This window comes from Gottfriedia sp. NPDC057948, assembly GCF_042887255.1.
GTDB lineage: Bacteria > Bacillota > Bacilli > Bacillales > Bacillaceae_G > Gottfriedia.
Genome location: NZ_JBHVPN010000005.1, coordinates 193,990 through 213,906 on the forward strand (window position 1 = coordinate 193,990; position 19,917 = coordinate 213,906).

Here is a 19,917-nt window from a genome sequence, read left to right on the forward strand (position 1 = left end):
AATAACTCAAATTATTAAGAAAACTTCTTTGTTAATCACAGTCATATGAAAAAACATCTAAAAAACAGATGATATTTTGATTTATAACCAAAAAAGGTTTCTTAAATTCTTAGCTATTTAGAATAACTCTAATGAAAATTCAGATTTGTAGGATAATCCTCTCAAAATATTCTACTTTCCAATTGTTCTCGATAAATCAATAAATCGACATATACAACAAAATATATGTATACATTATAATTATCATTATAAATAATGTTTAATCCTGAAAACTTCTTTTAACTTGAATTACTCCTAAAAGTAAATGTTTGACAAAGAAATAAAACATTTCTAAGATTAATTAAAAATAATCTCATTTATGAAGAAGGTGTTTTGATGCAGTATAGCGTTGGAGTTGAGTATGCACTTCATTGCCTTGTTTATTTAATTGACACTCCTGAAGATTCTCCGATTGGAATAAAGGACCTATCCTTCTTTCAAGGTGTTTCAGATACATATCTTTCAAAGATTTTTAGTAAGCTTTCTAAAGCTGGTATTGTCAGTTCAGTTCCAGGAGTTAAAGGTGGTTTTAAACTAGCTAAATCTCCAGAAGAAATTTCTTTTTGGGATGTAATTGAAGCAATTGAAGGTTCTAAGCCTATATTTCAATGTAAAAATATTAAAGATAACGGCTATCTTATTAGAGAAAAAGGTTGTACTCCAAGTGCCACCTGCACGATCAATTTAGTCATGCTCTCTGCCGAAGAAAAAATGCATGAGTATTTACGTAGTAAAACACTGTCATGGTTAAACAAAGAATTAGAAAGTGTCTTGCCTAACGAAATACGTGAAGATACTCGAAAATATTTTTCAAAGAGTAGATAAAAACCTCTCTAATTTCCTAAAAAAGGAAGTAAGAGAGGTTTTTCTTTGTTCAACCACATCAGATAACTCATATCTAACCGAGCGATTTTAGCACATTTTACTCCGCATTCACCCATTTTCTCCTATTGCATAGGCTAATTGTATATTTTCGATTAGGAGGGATTAAATGAAAATCAAATGGCTCGTTATTTTGTTTTTATTAGTTGCTTCTATTTTAGGTGCATGTTCGAAAGATAAACCTAAAGATGGTACCACAAAGGTTAGAGTTGCAGAAGTGACCCATTCATTATTTTATGCACCTCAATATGTGGCCATTAGTGAAGGAATCTTCAAAAAGCATGGATTGGATGTTGAAATAACAACTACTGCTGGTGGAGATAAAACGATGACTGCTGTATTGTCAAACGGTGCAGATATAGGATTAGTTGGGCCAGAAACAACAATATATGTATACGCTCAAGGTGCAAATGACCCAGTAAAAAGCTTTGCCCAATTGACTCAAACTGATGGAACATTTCTAGTAGCTAGAAATCAAACTGTACCATTTAATTGGGATCAACTAAGAGACAAAACATTTTTAGGTCAAAGAAAAGGTGGAATGCCACAAATGGTTGGCGAATACGTCCTAAGTAAACATGGGATCGATCCACATAAAGATTTGAACCTTATTCAGAATATTGACTTCGCAAATATCGCAAATGCATATGCTTCAGGTACTGGAGAGTATGTTCAATTGTTTGAACCTACAGCAAGTATTATGGAAAAAGAAGGAAGAGGTAAAATCGTTGCCTCATTCGGCTTGGAGTCTGGAAAAGTTCCTTACACTGCTTTTATAGCAAAAGAAAGTTATTTGAAGAAGAATGCGAAAACAGCTCAAAAGTTTACAGATGCAATTTATGAAGCTGAACAATGGGTTGATACTCATTCTGCAGAAGAGATTGCAAAAAGTGTTGCACCATTCTTTAAAGATACGCCTTTAGACATTTCAATAAAAGTTATTGATCGTTATAAGTCTCAAAATTCTTATTCAACAAATCCAATATTAGAAGAAGATGAGTGGAATAATCTCCAAAAGATTATGAAGAACTCTGGTGTATTACCAAAAGAAGTTCCACACTCAGTTTTAGTTGATACAAAATTTGCCGAAAAATCTACGGAGAAGTAGTTGGTTAACAAAATGAGTTATTTAACAGTTAATGATATTTCTCATGTATTTTTATCGAAGGAAAAGGCAATTAAAATATTGGATGGCTTAACGTTTGAAGTTGAAAAAGGTGAATTTGTATCTGTATTAGGCCCAAGTGGCTGTGGAAAAAGCACACTTTTATCGATTATTTCCTCATTGCTTACACCCTATGATGGTACAGTGAAGTTTAAAGGGAAGCCTTATGATATAAAATCGGGAGAAATTGGTTACATGCTTCAGCATGACTATTTATTCCCTTGGAAAACAATTAAAGAAAATATTTTTCTAGGTCTTCAGATTCTAGATAAGGATACAGAAGAAAATAAAAATCGAACGCTAGAATTGTTAAATGAAGTTGGATTAAAGGATTATGAAAATGCATACCCAAGAGAACTATCCGGTGGGATGAGACAACGCGTTGCATTAGTAAGAACTCTTTCTACAAGTCCATCAATTGTATTATTAGATGAACCATTTTCCGCTCTAGATTATCAAAATAAAGTAAAGCTTGAAGAACTAGTTTTCAACTTATTTAAGAAGTTAAATACTACTGCTATCTTAGTAACACACGATATTGAAGAAGCAGTAGCGATGTGTGATCGGGTTATTACGCTAACAAATGCTCCTACTAAAATATCAAAAATTTTCAATTTACCAGAAGAATTACGTGCTCATTCACCTTTTGAAACACGACACCAATCACTCTTTTCTTCTTATATTTCTGCGATTTGGAAGGAGTTGGAGAAACGTGGCTAAAGTAAATGACGAACTAAAATCCTATCACGCCAGTATCGTCAAAAAAAATCGCCGTAAAAAGCTACTCATATTTTTCTTCCAACTATTAATTATTATTGTCTTTTTTATAGCTTGGGAGCTTTTAAGTCATCGAAGAGTAATTGATCCTTTATTGTTTAGTTCACCTACTAAAATTTACGATTTACTCAGCGCAAAATTGGGAGATGGTTCCATTTATCATGATGCTATGACTACAATCACTGAAACTCTCGTAGGATTTATTTTAGGAACAATTATCGGGGTCATTCTGGCAATCATTCTTTGGTGGTATCCATTTGCCTCGAAAGTCCTTGATCCATTTTTAGTAGTCTTTAATGCCATGCCAAAAGTCGCGCTTGGTCCAATCATCATTGTAATTTTTGGTCCTTCATATTCGTCCATTATTGCGATGGGGATCATAATAAGTTTTGTCATAACAGCGCTGGTCATTTATCAAGCCTTCTTACAGGTAGATGAAAATTACGTAAAAGTCATTAAAAGTTTTGGAGCTACTAAAACTCAAATCTTTAAAAATGTGATCTTTCCTGCTAGTATACCTACCGTCATTTCCACATTAAAAGTAAATGTCGGATTAGCTTGGGTAGGAGTGATTGTCGGAGAGTTCTTAGTTTCAAAAAGCGGACTTGGCTATTTAATCGTTTATGGCTTCCAAGTATTTAATTTCACTCTTGTTCTAATGAGTGTATTAATCATAAGTGTATGTGCTGCTTTGATGTATATTATTGTTGAATTTATTGAGAGAAAAACTATAAAGAAATAATTTGAGGTAATATGAGAAAAAGTATAGGAACCTAAAAAAGCTCACCTTATAAAAGTGAGCTTTTTTTAGTATTCAAGTAACTTAAACTTTGTGAAAATACTTCGTCACGCATGATAAAACTAAATCGGCGATCTTTTTTTATGTTTGGTGGAAATTCGTCTAACAATACTGGGCCGTTTGTTTCAAAATAGTGCTTTTGTGTTAAAAGTTCTCCTATTTCGGCAAAATAAATATTTTTTATAATAATTTTATCCTTACCTGTAACTCGGTATTGCCCTAAATAATTAATTTTAGATACATTTCCACCTGTTTCTTCTAAAACTTCACGTTTAGCTGCTTCTTCAGGTGATTCGCCTTCCTCGACTTTTCCACCTGGGAATTCGTATCCTCTTCTTTGATGGTCTGTGAGTAACCATTGGTCTTTGTATTTACAAATAACCCAAACATGTTTTGGATTGAGTGAAAATGGATGTTTCTCAAACGATAATTCAACTGTATTATGGTAAAAATCTTTAAATATGTACATTTTAACCTTCCTACATTCATACTTGTTTTTCCATTGTACTATTTCTATTAAAATGTTTCATCATTATTGAAATAATATTCCTGAAACTTTATGAAAATATTTGATTGCCTTGCATATTGGACAGTATACTATATCATAGTAGTATAACTATTTAGGAGGATATAGTATGACTGGAGTATTTATTGTTAGTGGAATAATTATCGTTGTTGTATTCGGTGCTTTCGTTCTTACTGTAAATAAAGGCTATGGTGTACAACATAAAGTCGATAAGCTAGAAGACGTAAAAATGAAAAATAACCATGATGAGAAATAATTCTAGCAGACGAAAGGTTTGTATATGAATAAAATTTTAATTGGAATCATTAGATTTTATCAAAAATGGATTTCACCTGCAACGCCACCATCATGTAGATTCTATCCTACTTGCTCTAGTTATGGACTAGAGGCAATACAAACTCATGGTGCGCTTAAAGGAACTTATTTAACGACTAAAAGAATACTTAAGTGTCACCCACTACATCCAGGTGGATATGATCCAGTACCTGATAAAATAAATAAGGAAACAAAAAAAGATACGGTCAAAGAAACTTGAAATGAATAACAAGTTTAATTTGATCGTATTTTCTATTTAGTTATTTTTATTGAAAAGTATATTGATAAATCTTTTTAGAAATGCTTCGGATTCTCTCTTCATCCACTTCTACCCCTAAACCAGGGCCAACTGGTACTTTAACTTTTCCATTTATTAAAGCTACCTCTGGAAAAATAAGATCATGCTCCCAATGCCTAGATGAAGCCGAAATATCTCCTGGTATTGTAAATCCGGGAAGAGATGCTAGTGCAACGTTTTGAATTCTAGAAATCCCGGTTTCAATCATGCCTCCAACCCAAATTGGAATATTCTTTTCAACACAATAATCATGAATTTCAATTGATTTAGTTAATCCTCCGACTCTCCCAGGCTTTACGGTAATGATTTTGCATGCGTTTAATTCATACGCAATTTGAACATCCTCTATGGAACATATACTTTCATCTAAGCAGACTGGAGTAGAAATTTCCTTTTGAAGAATAGCGTGCTCGATGAATTGGCGTTCGCCGAAGGGCTGTTCGATCATTAACAGATTAAATTCATCTAATTTTTTTAGTTTCGGAATGTCCTCAATCAAATAATCTGAATTGGCATCAATCATTAGAGGGATTGTTGGATAGTTATTTCGTATAGTTGAGACAATTTCGTAATCATTTTCTTTTGAAACTTTAACTTTAAATCTTTCATAGCCTTCTTTTATATATGCACTAATTTGTTTCAACATTTTTATTGGCTCGTCTATACTAATTACCACCCCAACTGGTATCTCTGCCTTATTGCCCCCTAAAGCTTGTGCTAAAGTGATTGAATGTAGTTTACTATACAAATCCCAATATGCACCTTCAAGCCCAGATTTAGCCATTTGATTACCTTTAAATTGATTTAAATGTGTAGCAACTTCACTTGGATGGTTAAACTGCTTATTTAATAAGATCGGTATAAAGAAATCCTGTAAAGTATGTTGAGCTGTTTGGATCGTTTCCTCTGTATACCAAGGCTCTGAAAAAGCAACGACTTCTCCATAACCGTATATTCCGTTTGCATCTAAAATTTTAACAATTATACTTTCACGTTTTTCATATGTACCATAGCTTGTTTTAAAAGGTACTTTTAGAGGCTGTTCAATTAAAAATAATTCTATTTGCCTTATCAACATGTTTATTCCCCTTATAGAAGCTTAAGTAGTTCTCTTCTAACTAGCTTGTTTGTTGCATTTCTTGGTAGGTTGTCTACATAAAATATTTCCTTTGGAATTTTATACCCTGCGATTTTATCTCGACAATACTCGATTAGTTCTTCTTGAGACGGAGGATTAGAGGATTTACTAACAACAAATCCAACAGGTACTTTTCCCCAATTCGGGTCTTCTTTGCCTGTTACACCAGCTTCAATGATATCTGGATGCGATAATAGTACTGATTCAATCTCTGCTGGATATATATTTTCTCCACCGGAAATAATTAGGTCACTTCTACGGTCAACTACAAATAAAAAACCATCCTCATCTACATAACCCAAATCACCTGTATAAAGATACTCAGATGAATCAGTTAACTTGGTAAGTTTATAATAACCTTTACTCACGTTCGGCCCCTTGACTACAATTTCTCCTACTTCTTTTGGTAAACAAGTTCGTTGATTGTCTCTTATTTCTAGCGTACATCCAAATAAAGCTTTACCTGCCGAACCAATTTTAGAAAGCATATATTCAGGAGAAAGCGTTGCAACTTGTGAACAAGTTTCAGTCATTCCGTATGTTTGATAGACTGGCACATTTAATGCTCTTGCCTTTTGTAAAAGTGGTAACGGGGCAGGCCCTCCACCAAGTAAAGCTGCCCTTACGCTGTTTAAATCATTTGTACCTTCAACAATGGTTAATAGGTCATTTAATACTTTTGTTACAACAGATAGAATTGTTACTTTATGCTTTATGACACAGTCCCTAATGGTATGAGCATCAGCTTTATTCGTTAACACTATTTTCATTCCATAAATGGCACTTTTATATACAGTAGATAAACCACCCACATGGAACATTGGCAAACAGACTAGCCACACATCTTTATGATCTAATCCTAAATTTAATACTGAAGCAATTGCGCTGCTCCAATGATTAAAATAAGTTTGTAAAACTGCTTTGGGGAAACCAGTAGTACCAGATGTGTACATCATAGTTGCGATTTTATCGCCATCAAAATTAGACTTGATTGGTAATTCCTTTGATTCGCTGTTCTCCATTTCATTTATATTTAACAGTTTTATATTTTCAGGAATTTTCACCGTATTTGATTTCGCTACGATTAAAAATTCAGAATCACTATTTTCTAATTGATATACTATTTCGTCATCACTTAATCTTATATTCAATAAAATTGATGTTGCTCCAATATAATGAAGTGCATAAACAACTTCTATAAATTCAACAGAATTATTCATTAAAACCGAAACGTGAGATCCGTCTTTTATGCCAAAATGGTGAAATTCATATGCAAGATTTATAACTCGTTCATGTAAATCCTTAAACGTAATTTCTTCCCCATCTGTTGAAATTGCTATTCGATTAGGAGTTAATCTGACTCTCTCAAGCAAAAAATTCGGAATTTGATTCATCAAAAACACTTCCTGACTAATATCTAAATTTACAAAAGTTCATTAAAGAAAACTCTTCGATTGGCGAAGATAGAGGCGTAGTTGCATTTATACTTAATTCCTAGATGGACAACTACGTCTAGGTTTCATCTCCGCTACCAATTTATACTTTCTTAATGTGCAAAAAAGCTTGATGATTTCTCATCAAGCTTTCAGACTGTTGGCAAACGCTCGCTTTCTTCGTTGCTTCGCCTGCCTACGGTGCTCATTACCGTCAAAGGTAACTCCGCTCCTCATCTGGCTTCGCGGCTCGAAAGACAAGCGTTTTCAATCAGTCTGAAAATCAAATTTTTAGGATATCTTGATTATAAACTTAAAAAGCTTGATGATTTCTCATCAAGCTTTTAAGTTCTTCCAAATCAAGGAAAACGTGGGAATTTATCGAAATCAGGTGTACGTTTTTCTTTAAATGCATCGCGACCTTCTTTTGCTTCCTCAGTTGTGTAGTAAAGAAGTGTTGCATCTCCAGCTAGCTGTTGAAGTCCAGCTAAACCGTCTGTATCTGCATTCATTGCTGCTTTTAAGAAGCGAAGTGCAGTTGGACTTTTTTCAAGCATTTCTTCTGCCCATTTAACTGTTTCAGTTTCTAATTCTTCTAAAGGTACTACTTTATTAACTAAGCCCATATCTAATGCTTCTTGTGCATTATATTGACGGCATAAGTACCAAATTTCACGAGCTTTTTTGTGCCCTACAATACGAGCTAAATAGCCTGAGCCATAACCAGCATCAAAGCTACCAACCTTAGGACCAGTTTGTCCAAATTTAGCGTTTTCAGCTGCGATTGTTAAGTCACATACTACGTTTAATACGTTACCTCCACCAATTGCATAACCAGCTACCATTGCAATTACAGGCTTTGGAATAACGCGAATTAAGCGTTGTAAATCTAATACATTCAGGCGAGGAATGCGGTCTTGTCCAACATAACCACCGTGTCCGCGAACACTTTGGTCTCCACCAGAACAGAATGCTTTTCCACCTTCACCTGTTAAAATAATAACACCAATTTTTTCGTCGTCTCTTGCATAAGCAAAAGCATCAATCATTTCTGATACTGTTAATGGTGTAAATGCGTTATGTACGTGCGGACGATTGATTGAAATTTTAGCAATTCCATTATATGTAGAATATAAAATTTCTTCATACTTTCTTTCTTGTACCCATTCAATAGTCATGAAATTTCCTCCTTTTCACTTTTCAATAAAAACCCAATTACTATTGTAGCAAATTTTTCCGAATGTTCCACATGAATTGCATGGCCTGCGTGTGGAATTTTAATAATTTGGCTATTTTCTAGTTTCTTGTTCATTTTCCCCATTATTAAACAAAACTTTTCATCATATTCTCCACAAACTAATAAAGTAGGTTTTTTAAATTGCTTCAAGTCACTCCATAGAGATGGTTGAATGCCCGTGCCCATCCCTTTTAGACTATTACTTAAGCCAATTGGTGACTGATTTAATCTTCCTTGTTTAATCTTTTGTTGTGACTCTGATGTCAAATTCTTTTGAGTTGCAAATAAGGGAATGTTTTCCCAATAATTAACAAATACTTCAATACCTTCATTTAGGATCATTGAAGATAAATGATTGTCTTGTTCGATTCGAGCTAATTTTTCATTTTCAGTTTTAAGACCAGCTGTGCAGCTTTCTAACATAAGCGATTTAATTTTTGTTGGATAGGCTAAAGCGAAATAGAGGGCTAGTCTACCTCCCATCGAATAGCCTAATAGATGCACCGAATCAATTTGCTTTTTTACTAAAAAATCATGTAAATCTTTCGCAGCAAATTCCATTCTGTACCGTTCATCATTAATTGGACAATCTGTTTTCCCATGTCCTAATAAATCAATTGCTATTACATGATAATTTCGTTCTAGTTTACTTATTAAACTTCCCCATGTCTCCTTTGAACCTGTAAAACCATGCAATAATAATATAGTTTGCCCTAGGCCAGATTCAATGTATGAATATGTGACTTCATTTATTTTAATCTCCATGAACAAGAACACCTAATTTCATTTCTCGTATTCTGCTTTTACAATGCTCCAAACTTTTTGATGAAGATCATAATTTTCTTTACGATTTGTCTGAATTTCAATAACATGCAATCCACTATTCTTTTTAGCTAATTCAGCTTCAAAATCAAACCAATTTTGAATTTTTGTATGAACTCCACCGAAAAGGGCAGTTGCATGCTCGAATTCCAATCCTAAAGGGGTTCCGAATAAATCTTCGAAATGTTTTTCTTCTTTTGATTGAGGTAAGAATGAGAAGATTCCACCCCCATCATTATTAACTAGGATCACTCTTAAATCTAAATTATGTAGTTTAGAAAGGACTAAACTATTTAAATCATGATAGAAAGATAAATCTCCAATTAATAATGTGACATTTTCTCCAGCTGCTGCCATCCCTAATGCAGTTGCAATTGTCCCATCTATTCCATTTACCCCTCGATTACAAGCAATTTTTAACTTTTTAGATTGATTATGTAAAAACGTATCCACATCACGAATAGGCATACTGTTTGAAACAAACAATGTACTTTCTTCAAGTAAATTTTTTGCTAAAACTTGAACGATTTTCCCTTCAAAAAGTTCATCAAACTGTTCTGCTTGTCCTAGTCCATTTTTTGTTTTTTCATTAATTTTTATCCATTTATTCAACCAATCTATTTCATGACTACTTGTTTTCTCGTATGACTCCAAAATTGCATTACAAAACTGGATATCATCACAAGAAATCATTTGAGTTGTTTTTAATGTCGGATCCCTCCATAGGTCTCCTTCATCAATTACAATTAGCTCGCAATCTTTTTGCTTTTGAATATATTGGCTAAACGTTTTAGATACAGGCATTGCTCCGAATCGTACGATAACTTCAGAATCAAGCGTATCAACAATGTCTTCAAAACGAAGAAATGTATCATATGTATCGATTACATTCGAGTCTTCATTCCCATTAATTGTTCTTCCATTTGAAAGAGGATCACATAGAACTGGATAGTCTAATAAATTCCCTAAAGCTTTAATCTTCTTTAAAGCTCCTTCTTCAACATAAGGACCACAAACTAATAAGCCTTTTCTTTTTGATTGAAAAAGCTTCGTGAACTCATTACTTGTTTCATTTGAAATTGTTGCAAGAGTTTCAGTAAGTATTGTGTGAGCAGAATTTTTACGCTTTCCTGCTGAGTATATGTCATCAATCGTAAAATTAGGAACTAAAGGTTCTCGAAGTGGCACATTCATATGTACGGGCCCCATTGGAGCGGTCACACATGAACGGTACAGTCGATTTACGCTTGACCGTGCGTATCCGTACATAGCTTCCGAAGCCTCTGGTAAGGCTAGTTCAATGAATTTTTTTACAAATGAACCGTATAAACCAATCTGATTCATAGCTTGTGGTGCACCTATATCTCTAAGCTCATGTGGTCGATCGGCTGTCAGTACGATTAATGGAATTCTTGATTCCTTTGCTTCAGAAATGGCTGGCATATAATTAGCAGCAGCAGTTCCAGAAGTACAAATTAAAACTGTAGGCTGTTTCGTACTTTTAGCGATTCCTAAAGCAAAAAATGCTGCCCCTCTTTCATCTACTGCAATATAAGACTTTAATTTTGGATGTTCATTTACTAACATCGATATTGGTGTAGAGCGTGATCCAGGACTTATTACAACGTTTTTTATATTTAATGCACTTATTTCATCTACAAGAGCACCAATATACTTTGTTAGTGCTTCATTATCTTTCATTTCGTAACCCTCCTAATGCATTTAGCATTGGCAGAAACTTTACACCAGTTTCAAAAAATTCTTCCTCTGGTTTTGAATCTTTTACAACACCACAACCGGCATATAATTTTGCTTTATCTTCTTTAATTAAGGCGCTACGTATGCCTACAGCAAAATCACCATTTCCGTTTAAATCAATCCACCCAATCGGTGCACCATACCATCCCCGGTCCACAGGTTCAAGTTCACGAATTAATTTACATGCCTCTTCCTTAGGAAATCCTCCAAGTGCAGGGGTTGGATGTAATGCTTGAATTAATTCAAATAAAGAAACATGATTATATAATTTCCCTTCAACTGGCGTGAATAAATGCAATAAGCTTTTAGTCGCCATTATTCTTGGTGTTGAAGGTATTGATAATTCATTACAATATTGTTGTAGCGTTTCTCGTATATAGTTTACAACAAAAGCATGTTCACCATTATTTTTTTTACTATTTAATAACCAATTGGCGGCTTCTGTGTTTTCTTCCTTAGTTATTCCTTTTGCGGCAGATCCCGCAAGACACATCGAAGAAACTGTATTATTTTTCTTTGAAATTAATCGCTCAGGTGTAGCGCTAATAAATACAGTATCTTTTAATTGATAAGAAATAACATAGTTAACATTTCTTGTTGCTTCTAATTCATAAATTACTTTTGTTGAATTTACTTCTGCAGAAAATGTTGCATCTAAAGTTCGATTTAAAACAACTTTTTCTAATTCTTCGTTTTTCATTTGATGAATTGCTTCTTTTACGCTTTGAATCCATTCATTTGGTTCAAATTCATCTTTGTTAATACATTCTGATTGTGTAAAGCTTGGTTGCTTCATTCCAAACTTTTCTAAAAAGTCATCATATTCTTTATATTGAAGCAATAAATCCTCTACTGTAGTTTGTTCATTAATTTCATAATTAGAGGTGATGAATGTCCCTTCGTTTGTAACCGTCACCATTAATTTGGGTACATAGAAATGAGAAGTACCAAAATTCTTCCAATCTTGATCATTTTTATAGTTATCAAAAAAAGAGAAACCCCCAAGAGCTATCGGTCCTGTACCAAAGCAATTTTCTTGCTCGATATACACTTGCTCTCCAAAGCGTTTCCATTCTTTTTCTATTGCAGAATACTGTTCTTCTGTACTATGATGAAAAGGAACTAAAGTACCAATTCCTGTGAGAATTAACGAGTTTTCTTGGTTTGACCAATAAAAGCGTTCAGTAAAACCCAATTCATGATAAAAATGGTAAACACTTAGGGGATGGATATTCATTATTTTTTCCACTTTACAAATGAAGCGTTTTGAACAAGCTTTTGCCTTTTGAAGAGAATGCTCAAAGAAGGCAATCGATTCCAGTTGACCTGTTCTAAGCATAATAGTTCCCCCTAGCTTAAATATACGTTAAATACATGATATAACTAAAGATACAACGATGAATGTAGACTGTCAATTTTATGAAGTTCGTCCATACTTTTTTAAAGTAAAATGACCTACATTTTCAAATAATATTAAAAAGGAGGATGTTAAAATGCAACCAACTGTTCAATCTCCAACTTCCTCAACAGGTTTTAGAACATGGTGGAATTTATTAAGACCACATACATTAACCGCAGCGTTCATTCCTGTTGCGATTGGAACAATGTTAGCGCACATAGCTCACTCATTTCATTTACTTTTATTTCTTTCAATGCTTATTGCAAGTTTATTAATCCAAGCCGCTGCAAATATGATTAATGAATATTATGATTATAAAAGAGGGCTAGATCATGAAGGTTCTGTCGGTATCGGTGGAGCAATCGTAAGAGATGGTATTAAACCTTCAACTGTTTTAAATCTTGCTTTTACTTTTTTTGGTATCGCTCTTCTATTAGGCATTTATATTTGTACTCAAAGTAGCTGGTGGATCGCAGTTATTGGACTTATTTGTATGGCAGCAGCTTATTTTTATACTGGTGGACCACTTCCAATCGCATACACTCCATTTGGTGAGTTAGTAGCGGGCTTTTTTATGGGAGTTGTAATTATTGGTATTACTTACTATATTCAAGCTGGAAATTTACCATCAAATGTGATCTTACTTTCGATCCCTACTTCAATTACAATTGGAGCAATCTTAACAGCAAATAATATTCGTGACCTAGATAATGACAAAGAAAATGGACGTAAAACACTTGTTATCTTATTAGGTAAAAAGAATGCAATTATCTTTATTGGTTCATTATTTGCAGTTGCATATGCTTTAGTTATTTTATTTGTTATCATGAATTTAATTACACCTTTTGCACTTATTTCATTAATAAGTTTTCCTGTTGCAATAAAAGCAACAAAAGGATTTATAGGTAAGACCCAACCAATGGAAATGATGCCAGCCATGGCAGCAACAGCAAAAACAAATACTATAATGGGATTCCTTCTTGTTATAGGCTTAATAATTGGAAATATTTTTTCCTAATTAAGGCAGAACAATTCCTCAAAAAACTTAATTCATGTTTTCCTCCTTTTTGAACAAAATATGGATAGTCATATTCATTTATTGAAAAGGGGGAGCATGATGCTTTCACAATCACAAATCCAAACATTTAAAAACGAACTACTTAAACAAAAAGAACATATAGAAGAAAGACTAAAAGACCCAGCATTTACACCATACTCACTTAGAGATTCTGTTGATGAGCTTTCACTTGCAGACAACCACCCAGGTGATATGGGTACTGAATTATTTGAGCGTGAAAAGGACATATCTCTTCATGAGCATTTAAGAAACGAACTAGATGACGTTAATACAGCGTTACAAAAAATTGAAAACGGAACATATGGCATATGTGAAGTAAGTGGTGAAGAAATACCTTTTGAACGGTTACAAGCTCTTCCTACAGCAAAAGCGATGATCGAACATACTCACGATCAGCATATTTCAAGTTCAAGTATAAGATACGATCGCCCGGTTGAGGAAGAAGTATTAAACCCACCATTTAGTAGAGATCCTAAAGACCGCTCAATGATGTATGACGCTGAAGACGCTTTACAAGATGTTGAAAGATATGGAAATTCTCAAACTCCGTCAGATTTTGAATTTAATAATATCGAGGAGTATGGAAGCGCATATACTGAGAGCTATGAAAATGTTGGTTATGTTGAGGAATTTGAAAACTTTATCGGAACTGATATTTATGGAAAAAATCGAACTGTCTACCCTACAAGAAAACATGAACAATATGAACAAGATCTTGATGACTATGAAGAACAAGCTTTAAACGGAGAATTATCTGAAATTGATGTGAAAGACATTGAAAAGTACTAAATGAGTTAATATTTCATTAAAAAACGATTACTCTAATGTAGTCGTTTTTTTTATATTTTGAAATTAATTACATATACTTAATCAAGACAACTTACTTGAGGAGGTTTTATGAATATTAAGTTAATTGTTTTATTTTTCTCCTTATACTGTTTATTTTTTATTTCTTCTATTTTATTTCCGATCGACTATGATTGGTATAGTCACCTAATTAAACCTAGCTATACTCCTTCTGGAAAAACAATCGGAATCATTTGGGCATTCTTGTATTCTTTCATTTCTTTAAGCGTATGTATAATCGTTTCTTTAGGAGAATCCTTTAAAAAAGCAAAATGGTTTTATATTCTATTTATTATTAATTATGTTTTTAACCAGTCGTTTAGCTATTTTCAATTCAAACAAAAAGATTTACTTATGGCTACAATTGACTGTGGACTCGTCTTTGTTACAGCAATTCTTTTAACGATGATCGCATATAAACATTCAAAAACTTCATTTGTATTACTCATTCCCTATTCTATTTGGTCATTATTTGCAACCTTTTTAAATTACAATATCTACGTACTAAATAGATAGATTTTTAGATTAATATAAAAAAGGCATCCTAAAAAGGATGCCTTGAACATAACAAAAATTATTTTTTGTTTACGTTAGCTGCTTGTGGTCCACGGTTTCCTTCGATGATTTCGAATTGAACTTCTTGACCTTCTTCTAAAGTTTTGAAACCTTCGCCTTGAATTGCAGAGAAGTGTACGAATACGTCGTTTCCACTTTCAGTTTGGATGAATCCAAAACCTTTTTCGCTGTTAAACCATTTAACTTTACCGAATTCCATCGATAATACCTCCTAAAAATACATATATACACTATTAATGCGTGCATAAAAGAGGGATAAAGAAAAAGAACGTCATTGTCCAATCGGCTAAAGGATTGCTACAACATTGAAAGTGGTCAAAACTTCTTTTCAAGACAAAGAAAAATGAGCGTTACTAAAAATTTTGTAGTGCAAATGTATCGTTAATTTCTTACCTTCAAATAAATATGCAGTTAATAGTAACCTAAATATATCATATCTAAAAAAGTGCGTCAATGACACTTAGGCTTAATTGAGAGAATTTTTTATATAATTCTTATAATTTATCTTTTATACATTTTGACCTACCTAGCTTCTTATAAAAATGGAATATTTTCTCATTAAACAGTTGAAATAAATGAGGATTATGTAATAATTTATCAAATTTTTTATTATTAAATAACTAGATTTTAGTATTACAATATTTGTATAGTTAAACTAAAAGGAGGCATAAAAATGAAAAATTCTCATGATGTTACATATAAAATTCATGGCCATGATATGCAGTTTGTACAAGTAGAGCTTGATCCAAAGGAAACAGTCGTTGCTGAAGCTGGAGCAATGATGATGATGGATGATGGGATCGAACTTGAAACAATTTTTGGTGACGGTTCACAGCAATCAGGTGGATTATTTGGAAAATTGGTTGGAGCGGGTAAGCGCCTAGTTACAGGTGAGAGCTTGTTTATGACTAGTTTTACAAACCGATCAAGCTCATTAAAAACAGTTAGTTTCTCAGCACCATACCCTGGAACAATCATACCTTTAGATCTACATGAGTATGGAAATAAAATTATTTGTCAAAAGGATTCTTTCTTAGCCGCAGCAAAAGGCACTTCAGTTGGGATCGAGTTTAGAAAGAAATTAAGTACCGGCCTATTTGGTGGCGAAGGCTTCATCATGCAAAAACTCGAAGGTGATGGTCTTGCTTTCTTACATGCTGGTGGTTCAATTTACCAAAAAACTCTTCAACCAGGTGAAAAAATTAAAATCGATACCGGATGTATTGTTGGATTCACTGGTGATGTTAATTATGAAATTGAATATGTTGGAAATGTAAAAACTGCACTTTTTGGAGGAGAAGGTCTATTCTTCGCTACATTACAAGGTCCTGGAACAATTTGGGTTCAATCATTAACTTTAGCAAGATTAGCTTCTCGAATTGGTCAATACTTACCAAGTTCTTCTAAGGAAGAAGGAAGTATATTAGGTGGCCTTGGAAATCTACTGGATGGTAATGATTAATTCAGTTTTTAAAAACGTTTTTTCGATTACATACAAAAAACTAGTCAACGAATTCTTGACTAGTTTTTTTCTGTACTATTAGATTACTTCTTCTTCTTCTGGTTCAATCTCACGTAATTTGTAAGTAAAGGTTGGAGTATAATCATAATCCAAATTCATCTTCTTTACGCCTTCAATATAAGTCGATAAATGGTGACTATTCTTAATAGACCCTTTATTTAGTGAAAAAGTGATTGGATGTTGCACTTGAACGTATTCTAAATAAATGTTTAATGGCTTCACTTCTACTTTAAAGGGTGGGCTTAAAGGGACCATATCATATAAATTTACAAATCTTAAACTATGCCTAACATTTTCATCGTAGTTTTCTTTAAACTTTATATTTCCTACTTTTGGAGAGCCAAATGAATAAACATTTGGGTTACAAATTCCAGTCATTGCTATTTCATATCCTAATAACGTGGCCAATGAACCACCTAAGCTATGACCTGTTATGAATATTTTTTTTGAAAGAGCCTTTTCCTTCACAATTGCTAAAAGCATTTCTCGACAAGATTGATAAATTGAAAGAAACCCCGAATGGACACTCCCACCGTTCATCACATAAGGAAATAAGTCTTGATCAATTTTTAAATCAGCTAACCAATCCAAATCTGATTTCGTTCCTCGAAACACAATGATTACGGATTCATCATTTTCGATAATATAGCCAAACCATTCTAGCTGGCTAATTGCACATGCTTTAATTGTATCTACTAATGAATAGCTTGCAGGAATCATAAATTTACCATCATTGTCAAACTGAGCATATGCCTGTTCAATGCAAAGTAATAATTCTAAGGCCTTATCATAGTCAACTGAAAGGAATTTCAACGTATCTCTCCTTTCTTGCTTTGCATCATTATATGAAAAACCTCCTAATAATCTAAGAGGAGGTTAAGAATGGTGTAATGTTCTTTGATGAATATTCCATATTTCTGATGCGTATTGACGAATCGTGCGATCACTCGTAAAAAATCCGGATTTCGCAACATTGTTAAGACTTTTTATAGCCCAATCTCTTTTATTTTGATACGTATGATTAATACATTCATGAGCTTTTACATATGAAGAGAAATCTCTAAGTAAGAAATACTCATCATTATAAGACATGAGCGAATCAAAAATTGGTTCAAATTCTTCCCTTGGTAACGGAAATAACCCGTGAAGCATTTGATCTAACACCTTTTTTATTCGTAGATCATGATGGTAATAATCACTGCTTTTATATCCACCGTATTGGTAATAATTTAATACCTCGTCAGCTGTAAGTCCGAATGTAAAAATATTCTCCTCGCCAACTTCTCTTAAAATTTCAATGTTTGCACCATCAAGTGTACCAATCGTTAAAGCACCATTCATCATAAATTTCATATTCCCAGTACCCGAAGCTTCTTTACTTGCTGTCGATATTTGTTCACTTACATCCGCTGCTGGAAAAATAATTTCACCTAGTGAAACTCGGTAATTTTCAATAAAAATTACTTTAATAAATTGACTTATATAGCGATCATTATTAACAATATCAGCTACTGAATGAATTAATTTAATGATCTTTTTAGCAAAGTAGTAGCCAGGAGATGCTTTTGCTCCAAAAATAAAAGTTCTAGGATGCATTTTAAAGTGTGAATCTTCCTTCAAACGATTATATAAATACATGATATGTAAAACATTTAGTAATTGTCTTTTATATGCATGCATCCGTTTTACTTGAATATCAAAAATTGAATCTGTATCTAATGCAATTCCATTTGTATAGTGAACATAATTTTCGAGAACTTCTTTTCTCTTTTTCTTTACATTCATAAATTGCTCTAAGAATGCATCGTCATTTTGATATTCTAATAGATTCTCAAGTTGAGTTGGTTCGTGTATCCAACCGTCTCCGATCGAATCATTTATTAAGCTACTAAGCTCAGGATTACATTGGAGTAACCATCTTCTATGAGTAATACCATTTGTTTTATTATTAAACTTGAATGGTTCATACTCATAAAAAAGCTTCATTTCTCTTTGTTTTAAAATTTCAGTGTGGATTTCAGCAACTCCATTAACGCTCTTACTGCCTACAATGGCTAAATGAGCCATTTTAACGACTCCATGAGCAATAATAGCCATTTGTTCAATTCGATCCCAATCACCCGGGTATTTGTTCCAGAGTTCTTTACAATATCTTTCATTTATTTCTTCTACAATCATATAAATTCTTGGTAATAATGGCTTAAATAAATCAACTCTCCATTTTTCAAGTGCTTCCGATAAAGTTGTATGATTCGTATATGAAATCGTTTGAGTTGTAATTTCCCACGCTTCATCCCAGGATAACTTTTCAACATCGATTAATATTCTCATTAACTCAGGAATCGCTAAAACTGGATGTGTATCATTTACATGAATAGCAATTTCTTCATGGATCTTACGAATATTACCGTACTGCTCCTTATATGAATCTACTATTCTTTGAATACTTGCAGAAACTAAAAAATATTGCTGTTTTAGACGTAAAATCTTTCCTTCATCATGTGTATCATCTGGATATAAGAATTCTGAAACTGCTTCAGCCTCTCGCTTATATTTCATCAGTGATTTATTTGAGGAATGAGTAGACGCTTCAGCACTCCATAATCTTAATGTATTTACCGTGTTTGTATGATAGCCGATAATTGGTAAATCATATGGTACCGCTGTGATTGCTTCTGCACCATGAAGGCGGAATTCCAATCGATTTTTATTATTAACTGTTTCTACTTCTCCACCGAATAAAACTTCAATTGCTTCATCATCTCTTCGAACTTCCCAAACATTTCCGTATTTCAGCCATTGTTCAGGTAGCTCGACTTGATATCCATCAACAATTTTTTGGTCAAATAGGCCATGTTTGTAGCGGATGCCACATCCATGACCAGGCAAGTCTTGTGATGCTAGCGAATCTAGAAAACAAGATGCTAGCCGTCCAAGTCCACCATTTCCAAGACCAGCATCGCTTTCAAACTCCTCAAGAGCACTTAAAGAAATTCCTAATCTCTTGAGGCCAGATTCACATAACTCTCTAAGCCCTAGATGAATTAAGTTACTTTTCATAAGCTTTCCTAATAAGAATTCAATTGATAAATAATAAACTTGTTTTTTTCGCTCTAATCGGTATTGTTCACTCGTACCTAACCAATTACCGCTTATATGTTCACGAATCATCGTTCCAAGTGTTTGAAATTGCTCTTGAGTAGTGCTATCTGCAGTACTCTTTCCATGCATACTTTCTAGCTTCTCTTTAAAACTCCACTCAAACTCCTCCACACTAGAAAACATGGAATCACCTCGCCCTAAAAGA

20 protein-coding genes are annotated in these 19,917 nt (G+C 33.5%); 10 read left to right on the forward strand and 10 right to left on the reverse strand.

Features of this window, described 5'->3' with window-relative positions; translation table 11 throughout:
* Positions 1-375 precede the first annotated feature (375 nt).
* The 4 genes from ACFVRR_RS11310 to ACFVRR_RS11325 all read left to right on the forward strand — a co-directional run bounded on the left by ACFVRR_RS11310 (position 376) and on the right by ACFVRR_RS11325 (position 3,605).
* On the forward strand, positions 376-864 hold the full coding sequence (locus ACFVRR_RS11310) for an RrF2 family transcriptional regulator (RefSeq protein WP_098233902.1): 489 nt from the start codon (positions 376-378) through the stop codon (positions 862-864).
* A 172-nt stretch (positions 865-1,036) separates the two neighbouring features.
* Positions 1,037-2,029, forward strand: coding sequence for an ABC transporter substrate-binding protein (locus ACFVRR_RS11315; RefSeq protein WP_387328348.1), 993 nt, complete (start codon positions 1,037-1,039; stop codon positions 2,027-2,029).
* Positions 2,030-2,041: 12 nt separating this feature from the next.
* Positions 2,042-2,806, forward strand: coding sequence for an ABC transporter ATP-binding protein (locus tag ACFVRR_RS11320; RefSeq protein ID WP_387328351.1), 765 nt, complete (start codon positions 2,042-2,044; stop codon positions 2,804-2,806).
* Positions 2,799-3,605 (forward strand): ABC transporter permease, encoded by an 807-nt coding sequence (locus tag ACFVRR_RS11325; protein WP_387328277.1) that lies wholly within the window; start codon positions 2,799-2,801, stop codon positions 3,603-3,605. Before ACFVRR_RS11320 ends, ACFVRR_RS11325 begins: the two co-directional genes overlap by 8 nt.
* A 46-nt stretch (positions 3,606-3,651) precedes the next feature.
* Here ACFVRR_RS11325 and ytkD read toward each other — a convergent pair whose 3' ends face one another.
* The gene (ytkD, locus tag ACFVRR_RS11330) at positions 3,652-4,131 is read right to left on the reverse strand and encodes an RNA deprotection pyrophosphohydrolase (RefSeq protein WP_097979311.1); all 480 of its coding nucleotides are present in this window, start codon (positions 4,129-4,131) and stop codon (positions 3,652-3,654) included.
* Between the two features lie 166 nt (positions 4,132-4,297).
* Here ytkD and ytzI point away from each other — a divergent pair, with 166 nt between their 5' ends.
* Together ytzI and yidD are read left to right on the forward strand one after the other, a co-directional pair.
* The gene (gene ytzI / locus ACFVRR_RS11335) at positions 4,298-4,444 is read left to right on the forward strand and encodes a YtzI protein (protein ID WP_097979312.1); all 147 of its coding nucleotides are present in this window, start codon (positions 4,298-4,300) and stop codon (positions 4,442-4,444) included.
* Positions 4,445-4,468: 24 nt separating this feature from the next.
* On the forward strand, positions 4,469-4,723 hold the full coding sequence (gene yidD, locus ACFVRR_RS11340; protein WP_098233478.1) for a membrane protein insertion efficiency factor YidD: 255 nt from the start codon (positions 4,469-4,471) through the stop codon (positions 4,721-4,723).
* 46 nt (positions 4,724-4,769) lie between these two features.
* On the opposite strand, the gene menC is transcribed toward yidD, so the two are convergent.
* The 6 genes from menC to ACFVRR_RS11370 all read right to left on the reverse strand — a co-directional run bounded on the left by menC (position 4,770) and on the right by ACFVRR_RS11370 (position 12,528).
* The gene (menC, locus tag ACFVRR_RS11345) at positions 4,770-5,879 is read right to left on the reverse strand and encodes an o-succinylbenzoate synthase (protein WP_387328282.1); all 1,110 of its coding nucleotides are present in this window, start codon (positions 5,877-5,879) and stop codon (positions 4,770-4,772) included.
* A gap of 11 nt (positions 5,880-5,890) precedes the next feature.
* The gene (locus tag ACFVRR_RS11350) at positions 5,891-7,333 is read right to left on the reverse strand and encodes an o-succinylbenzoate--CoA ligase (protein ID WP_387328285.1); all 1,443 of its coding nucleotides are present in this window, start codon (positions 7,331-7,333) and stop codon (positions 5,891-5,893) included.
* Between the two features lie 398 nt (positions 7,334-7,731).
* Positions 7,732-8,550, reverse strand: a complete 819-nt coding sequence (gene menB / locus ACFVRR_RS11355) for a 1,4-dihydroxy-2-naphthoyl-CoA synthase (protein ID WP_097979316.1) — start codon at positions 8,548-8,550, stop codon at positions 7,732-7,734.
* Positions 8,547-9,374 carry a 2-succinyl-6-hydroxy-2,4-cyclohexadiene-1-carboxylate synthase gene (gene menH, locus ACFVRR_RS11360; protein WP_387328289.1) on the reverse strand — a complete coding sequence of 276 codons (828 nt, stop codon included), beginning with the start codon at positions 9,372-9,374 and terminating at the stop codon, positions 8,547-8,549. Before menH ends, menB begins: the two co-directional genes overlap by 4 nt.
* Positions 9,375-9,392: 18 nt before the next feature.
* Positions 9,393-11,132, reverse strand: a complete 1,740-nt coding sequence (gene menD, locus ACFVRR_RS11365) for a 2-succinyl-5-enolpyruvyl-6-hydroxy-3-cyclohexene-1-carboxylic-acid synthase (RefSeq protein ID WP_387328291.1) — start codon at positions 11,130-11,132, stop codon at positions 9,393-9,395.
* A complete protein-coding gene (locus ACFVRR_RS11370; protein ID WP_387328294.1) occupies positions 11,122-12,528 on the reverse strand; it encodes an isochorismate synthase in 1,407 nt (468 codons plus the stop codon). The genes menD and ACFVRR_RS11370 overlap by 11 nt, the downstream gene beginning before the upstream one ends.
* 154 nt (positions 12,529-12,682) lie before the next feature.
* Between ACFVRR_RS11370 and ACFVRR_RS11375 the strand changes: the two genes are divergently transcribed.
* From ACFVRR_RS11375 to ACFVRR_RS11385, 3 genes are all read left to right on the forward strand, one after another.
* Positions 12,683-13,606: a 1,4-dihydroxy-2-naphthoate polyprenyltransferase gene (locus ACFVRR_RS11375; protein WP_387328297.1), complete on the forward strand. Its 924-nt coding sequence runs from the start codon at positions 12,683-12,685 to the stop codon at positions 13,604-13,606.
* A gap of 99 nt (positions 13,607-13,705) precedes the next feature.
* On the forward strand, positions 13,706-14,455 hold the full coding sequence (locus ACFVRR_RS11380; RefSeq protein WP_387328300.1) for a TraR/DksA C4-type zinc finger protein: 750 nt from the start codon (positions 13,706-13,708) through the stop codon (positions 14,453-14,455).
* Between the two features lie 108 nt (positions 14,456-14,563).
* Positions 14,564-15,028, forward strand: a complete 465-nt coding sequence (locus ACFVRR_RS11385) for a TspO/MBR family protein (RefSeq protein WP_387328303.1) — start codon at positions 14,564-14,566, stop codon at positions 15,026-15,028.
* A gap of 58 nt (positions 15,029-15,086) precedes the next feature.
* Here ACFVRR_RS11385 and ACFVRR_RS11390 read toward each other — a convergent pair whose 3' ends face one another.
* Positions 15,087-15,287: a cold-shock protein gene (locus tag ACFVRR_RS11390; RefSeq protein WP_056473269.1), complete on the reverse strand. Its 201-nt coding sequence runs from the start codon at positions 15,285-15,287 to the stop codon at positions 15,087-15,089.
* Positions 15,288-15,761: 474 nt separating this feature from the next.
* Between ACFVRR_RS11390 and ACFVRR_RS11395 the strand changes: the two genes are divergently transcribed.
* A complete protein-coding gene (locus tag ACFVRR_RS11395) occupies positions 15,762-16,550 on the forward strand; it encodes a TIGR00266 family protein (RefSeq protein WP_387328307.1) in 789 nt (262 codons plus the stop codon).
* Positions 16,551-16,628: 78 nt separating this feature from the next.
* On the opposite strand, the gene ACFVRR_RS11400 is transcribed toward ACFVRR_RS11395, so the two are convergent.
* Together ACFVRR_RS11400 and ACFVRR_RS11405 are read right to left on the reverse strand one after the other, a co-directional pair.
* On the reverse strand, positions 16,629-17,423 hold the full coding sequence (locus ACFVRR_RS11400; protein WP_387328310.1) for a lipase family protein: 795 nt from the start codon (positions 17,421-17,423) through the stop codon (positions 16,629-16,631).
* Positions 17,424-17,486: 63 nt separating this feature from the next.
* The gene (locus ACFVRR_RS11405; protein ID WP_387328313.1) at positions 17,487-19,895 is read right to left on the reverse strand and encodes a glycogen/starch/alpha-glucan phosphorylase; all 2,409 of its coding nucleotides are present in this window, start codon (positions 19,893-19,895) and stop codon (positions 17,487-17,489) included.
* Positions 19,896-19,917 lie beyond the last annotated feature (22 nt).

Excerpts from the sequence above, each read along its gene's own strand:
- ACFVRR_RS11310 (WP_098233902.1), top strand. The coding sequence starts at position 376 with ATGCAGTATAGCGTTGGAGTTGAGTATGCACTTCATTGCCTTGTTTAT.
- ACFVRR_RS11320 (WP_387328351.1), top strand. The coding sequence starts at position 2,042 with ATGAGTTATTTAACAGTTAATGATATTTCTCATGTATTTTTATCGAAG.
- ytkD (WP_097979311.1), bottom strand. The coding sequence starts at position 4,131 with ATGTACATATTTAAAGATTTTTACCATAATACAGTTGAATTATCGTTT.
- ytzI (WP_097979312.1), top strand. The coding sequence starts at position 4,298 with ATGACTGGAGTATTTATTGTTAGTGGAATAATTATCGTTGTTGTATTC.
- yidD (WP_098233478.1), top strand. The coding sequence starts at position 4,469 with ATGAATAAAATTTTAATTGGAATCATTAGATTTTATCAAAAATGGATT.
- menC (WP_387328282.1), bottom strand. The coding sequence starts at position 5,879 with ATGTTGATAAGGCAAATAGAATTATTTTTAATTGAACAGCCTCTAAAA.
- ACFVRR_RS11350 (WP_387328285.1), bottom strand. The coding sequence starts at position 7,333 with ATGAATCAAATTCCGAATTTTTTGCTTGAGAGAGTCAGATTAACTCCT.
- menB (WP_097979316.1), bottom strand. The coding sequence starts at position 8,550 with ATGACTATTGAATGGGTACAAGAAAGAAAGTATGAAGAAATTTTATAT.
- menH (WP_387328289.1), bottom strand. The coding sequence starts at position 9,374 with ATGGAGATTAAAATAAATGAAGTCACATATTCATACATTGAATCTGGC.
- menD (WP_387328291.1), bottom strand. The coding sequence starts at position 11,132 with ATGAAAGATAATGAAGCACTAACAAAGTATATTGGTGCTCTTGTAGAT.
- ACFVRR_RS11370 (WP_387328294.1), bottom strand. The coding sequence starts at position 12,528 with ATGCTTAGAACAGGTCAACTGGAATCGATTGCCTTCTTTGAGCATTCT.
- ACFVRR_RS11375 (WP_387328297.1), top strand. The coding sequence starts at position 12,683 with ATGCAACCAACTGTTCAATCTCCAACTTCCTCAACAGGTTTTAGAACA.
- ACFVRR_RS11380 (WP_387328300.1), top strand. The coding sequence starts at position 13,706 with ATGCTTTCACAATCACAAATCCAAACATTTAAAAACGAACTACTTAAA.
- ACFVRR_RS11385 (WP_387328303.1), top strand. The coding sequence starts at position 14,564 with ATGAATATTAAGTTAATTGTTTTATTTTTCTCCTTATACTGTTTATTT.
- ACFVRR_RS11390 (WP_056473269.1), bottom strand. The coding sequence starts at position 15,287 with ATGGAATTCGGTAAAGTTAAATGGTTTAACAGCGAAAAAGGTTTTGGA.
- ACFVRR_RS11395 (WP_387328307.1), top strand. The coding sequence starts at position 15,762 with ATGAAAAATTCTCATGATGTTACATATAAAATTCATGGCCATGATATG.
- ACFVRR_RS11405 (WP_387328313.1), bottom strand. The coding sequence starts at position 19,895 with ATGTTTTCTAGTGTGGAGGAGTTTGAGTGGAGTTTTAAAGAGAAGCTA.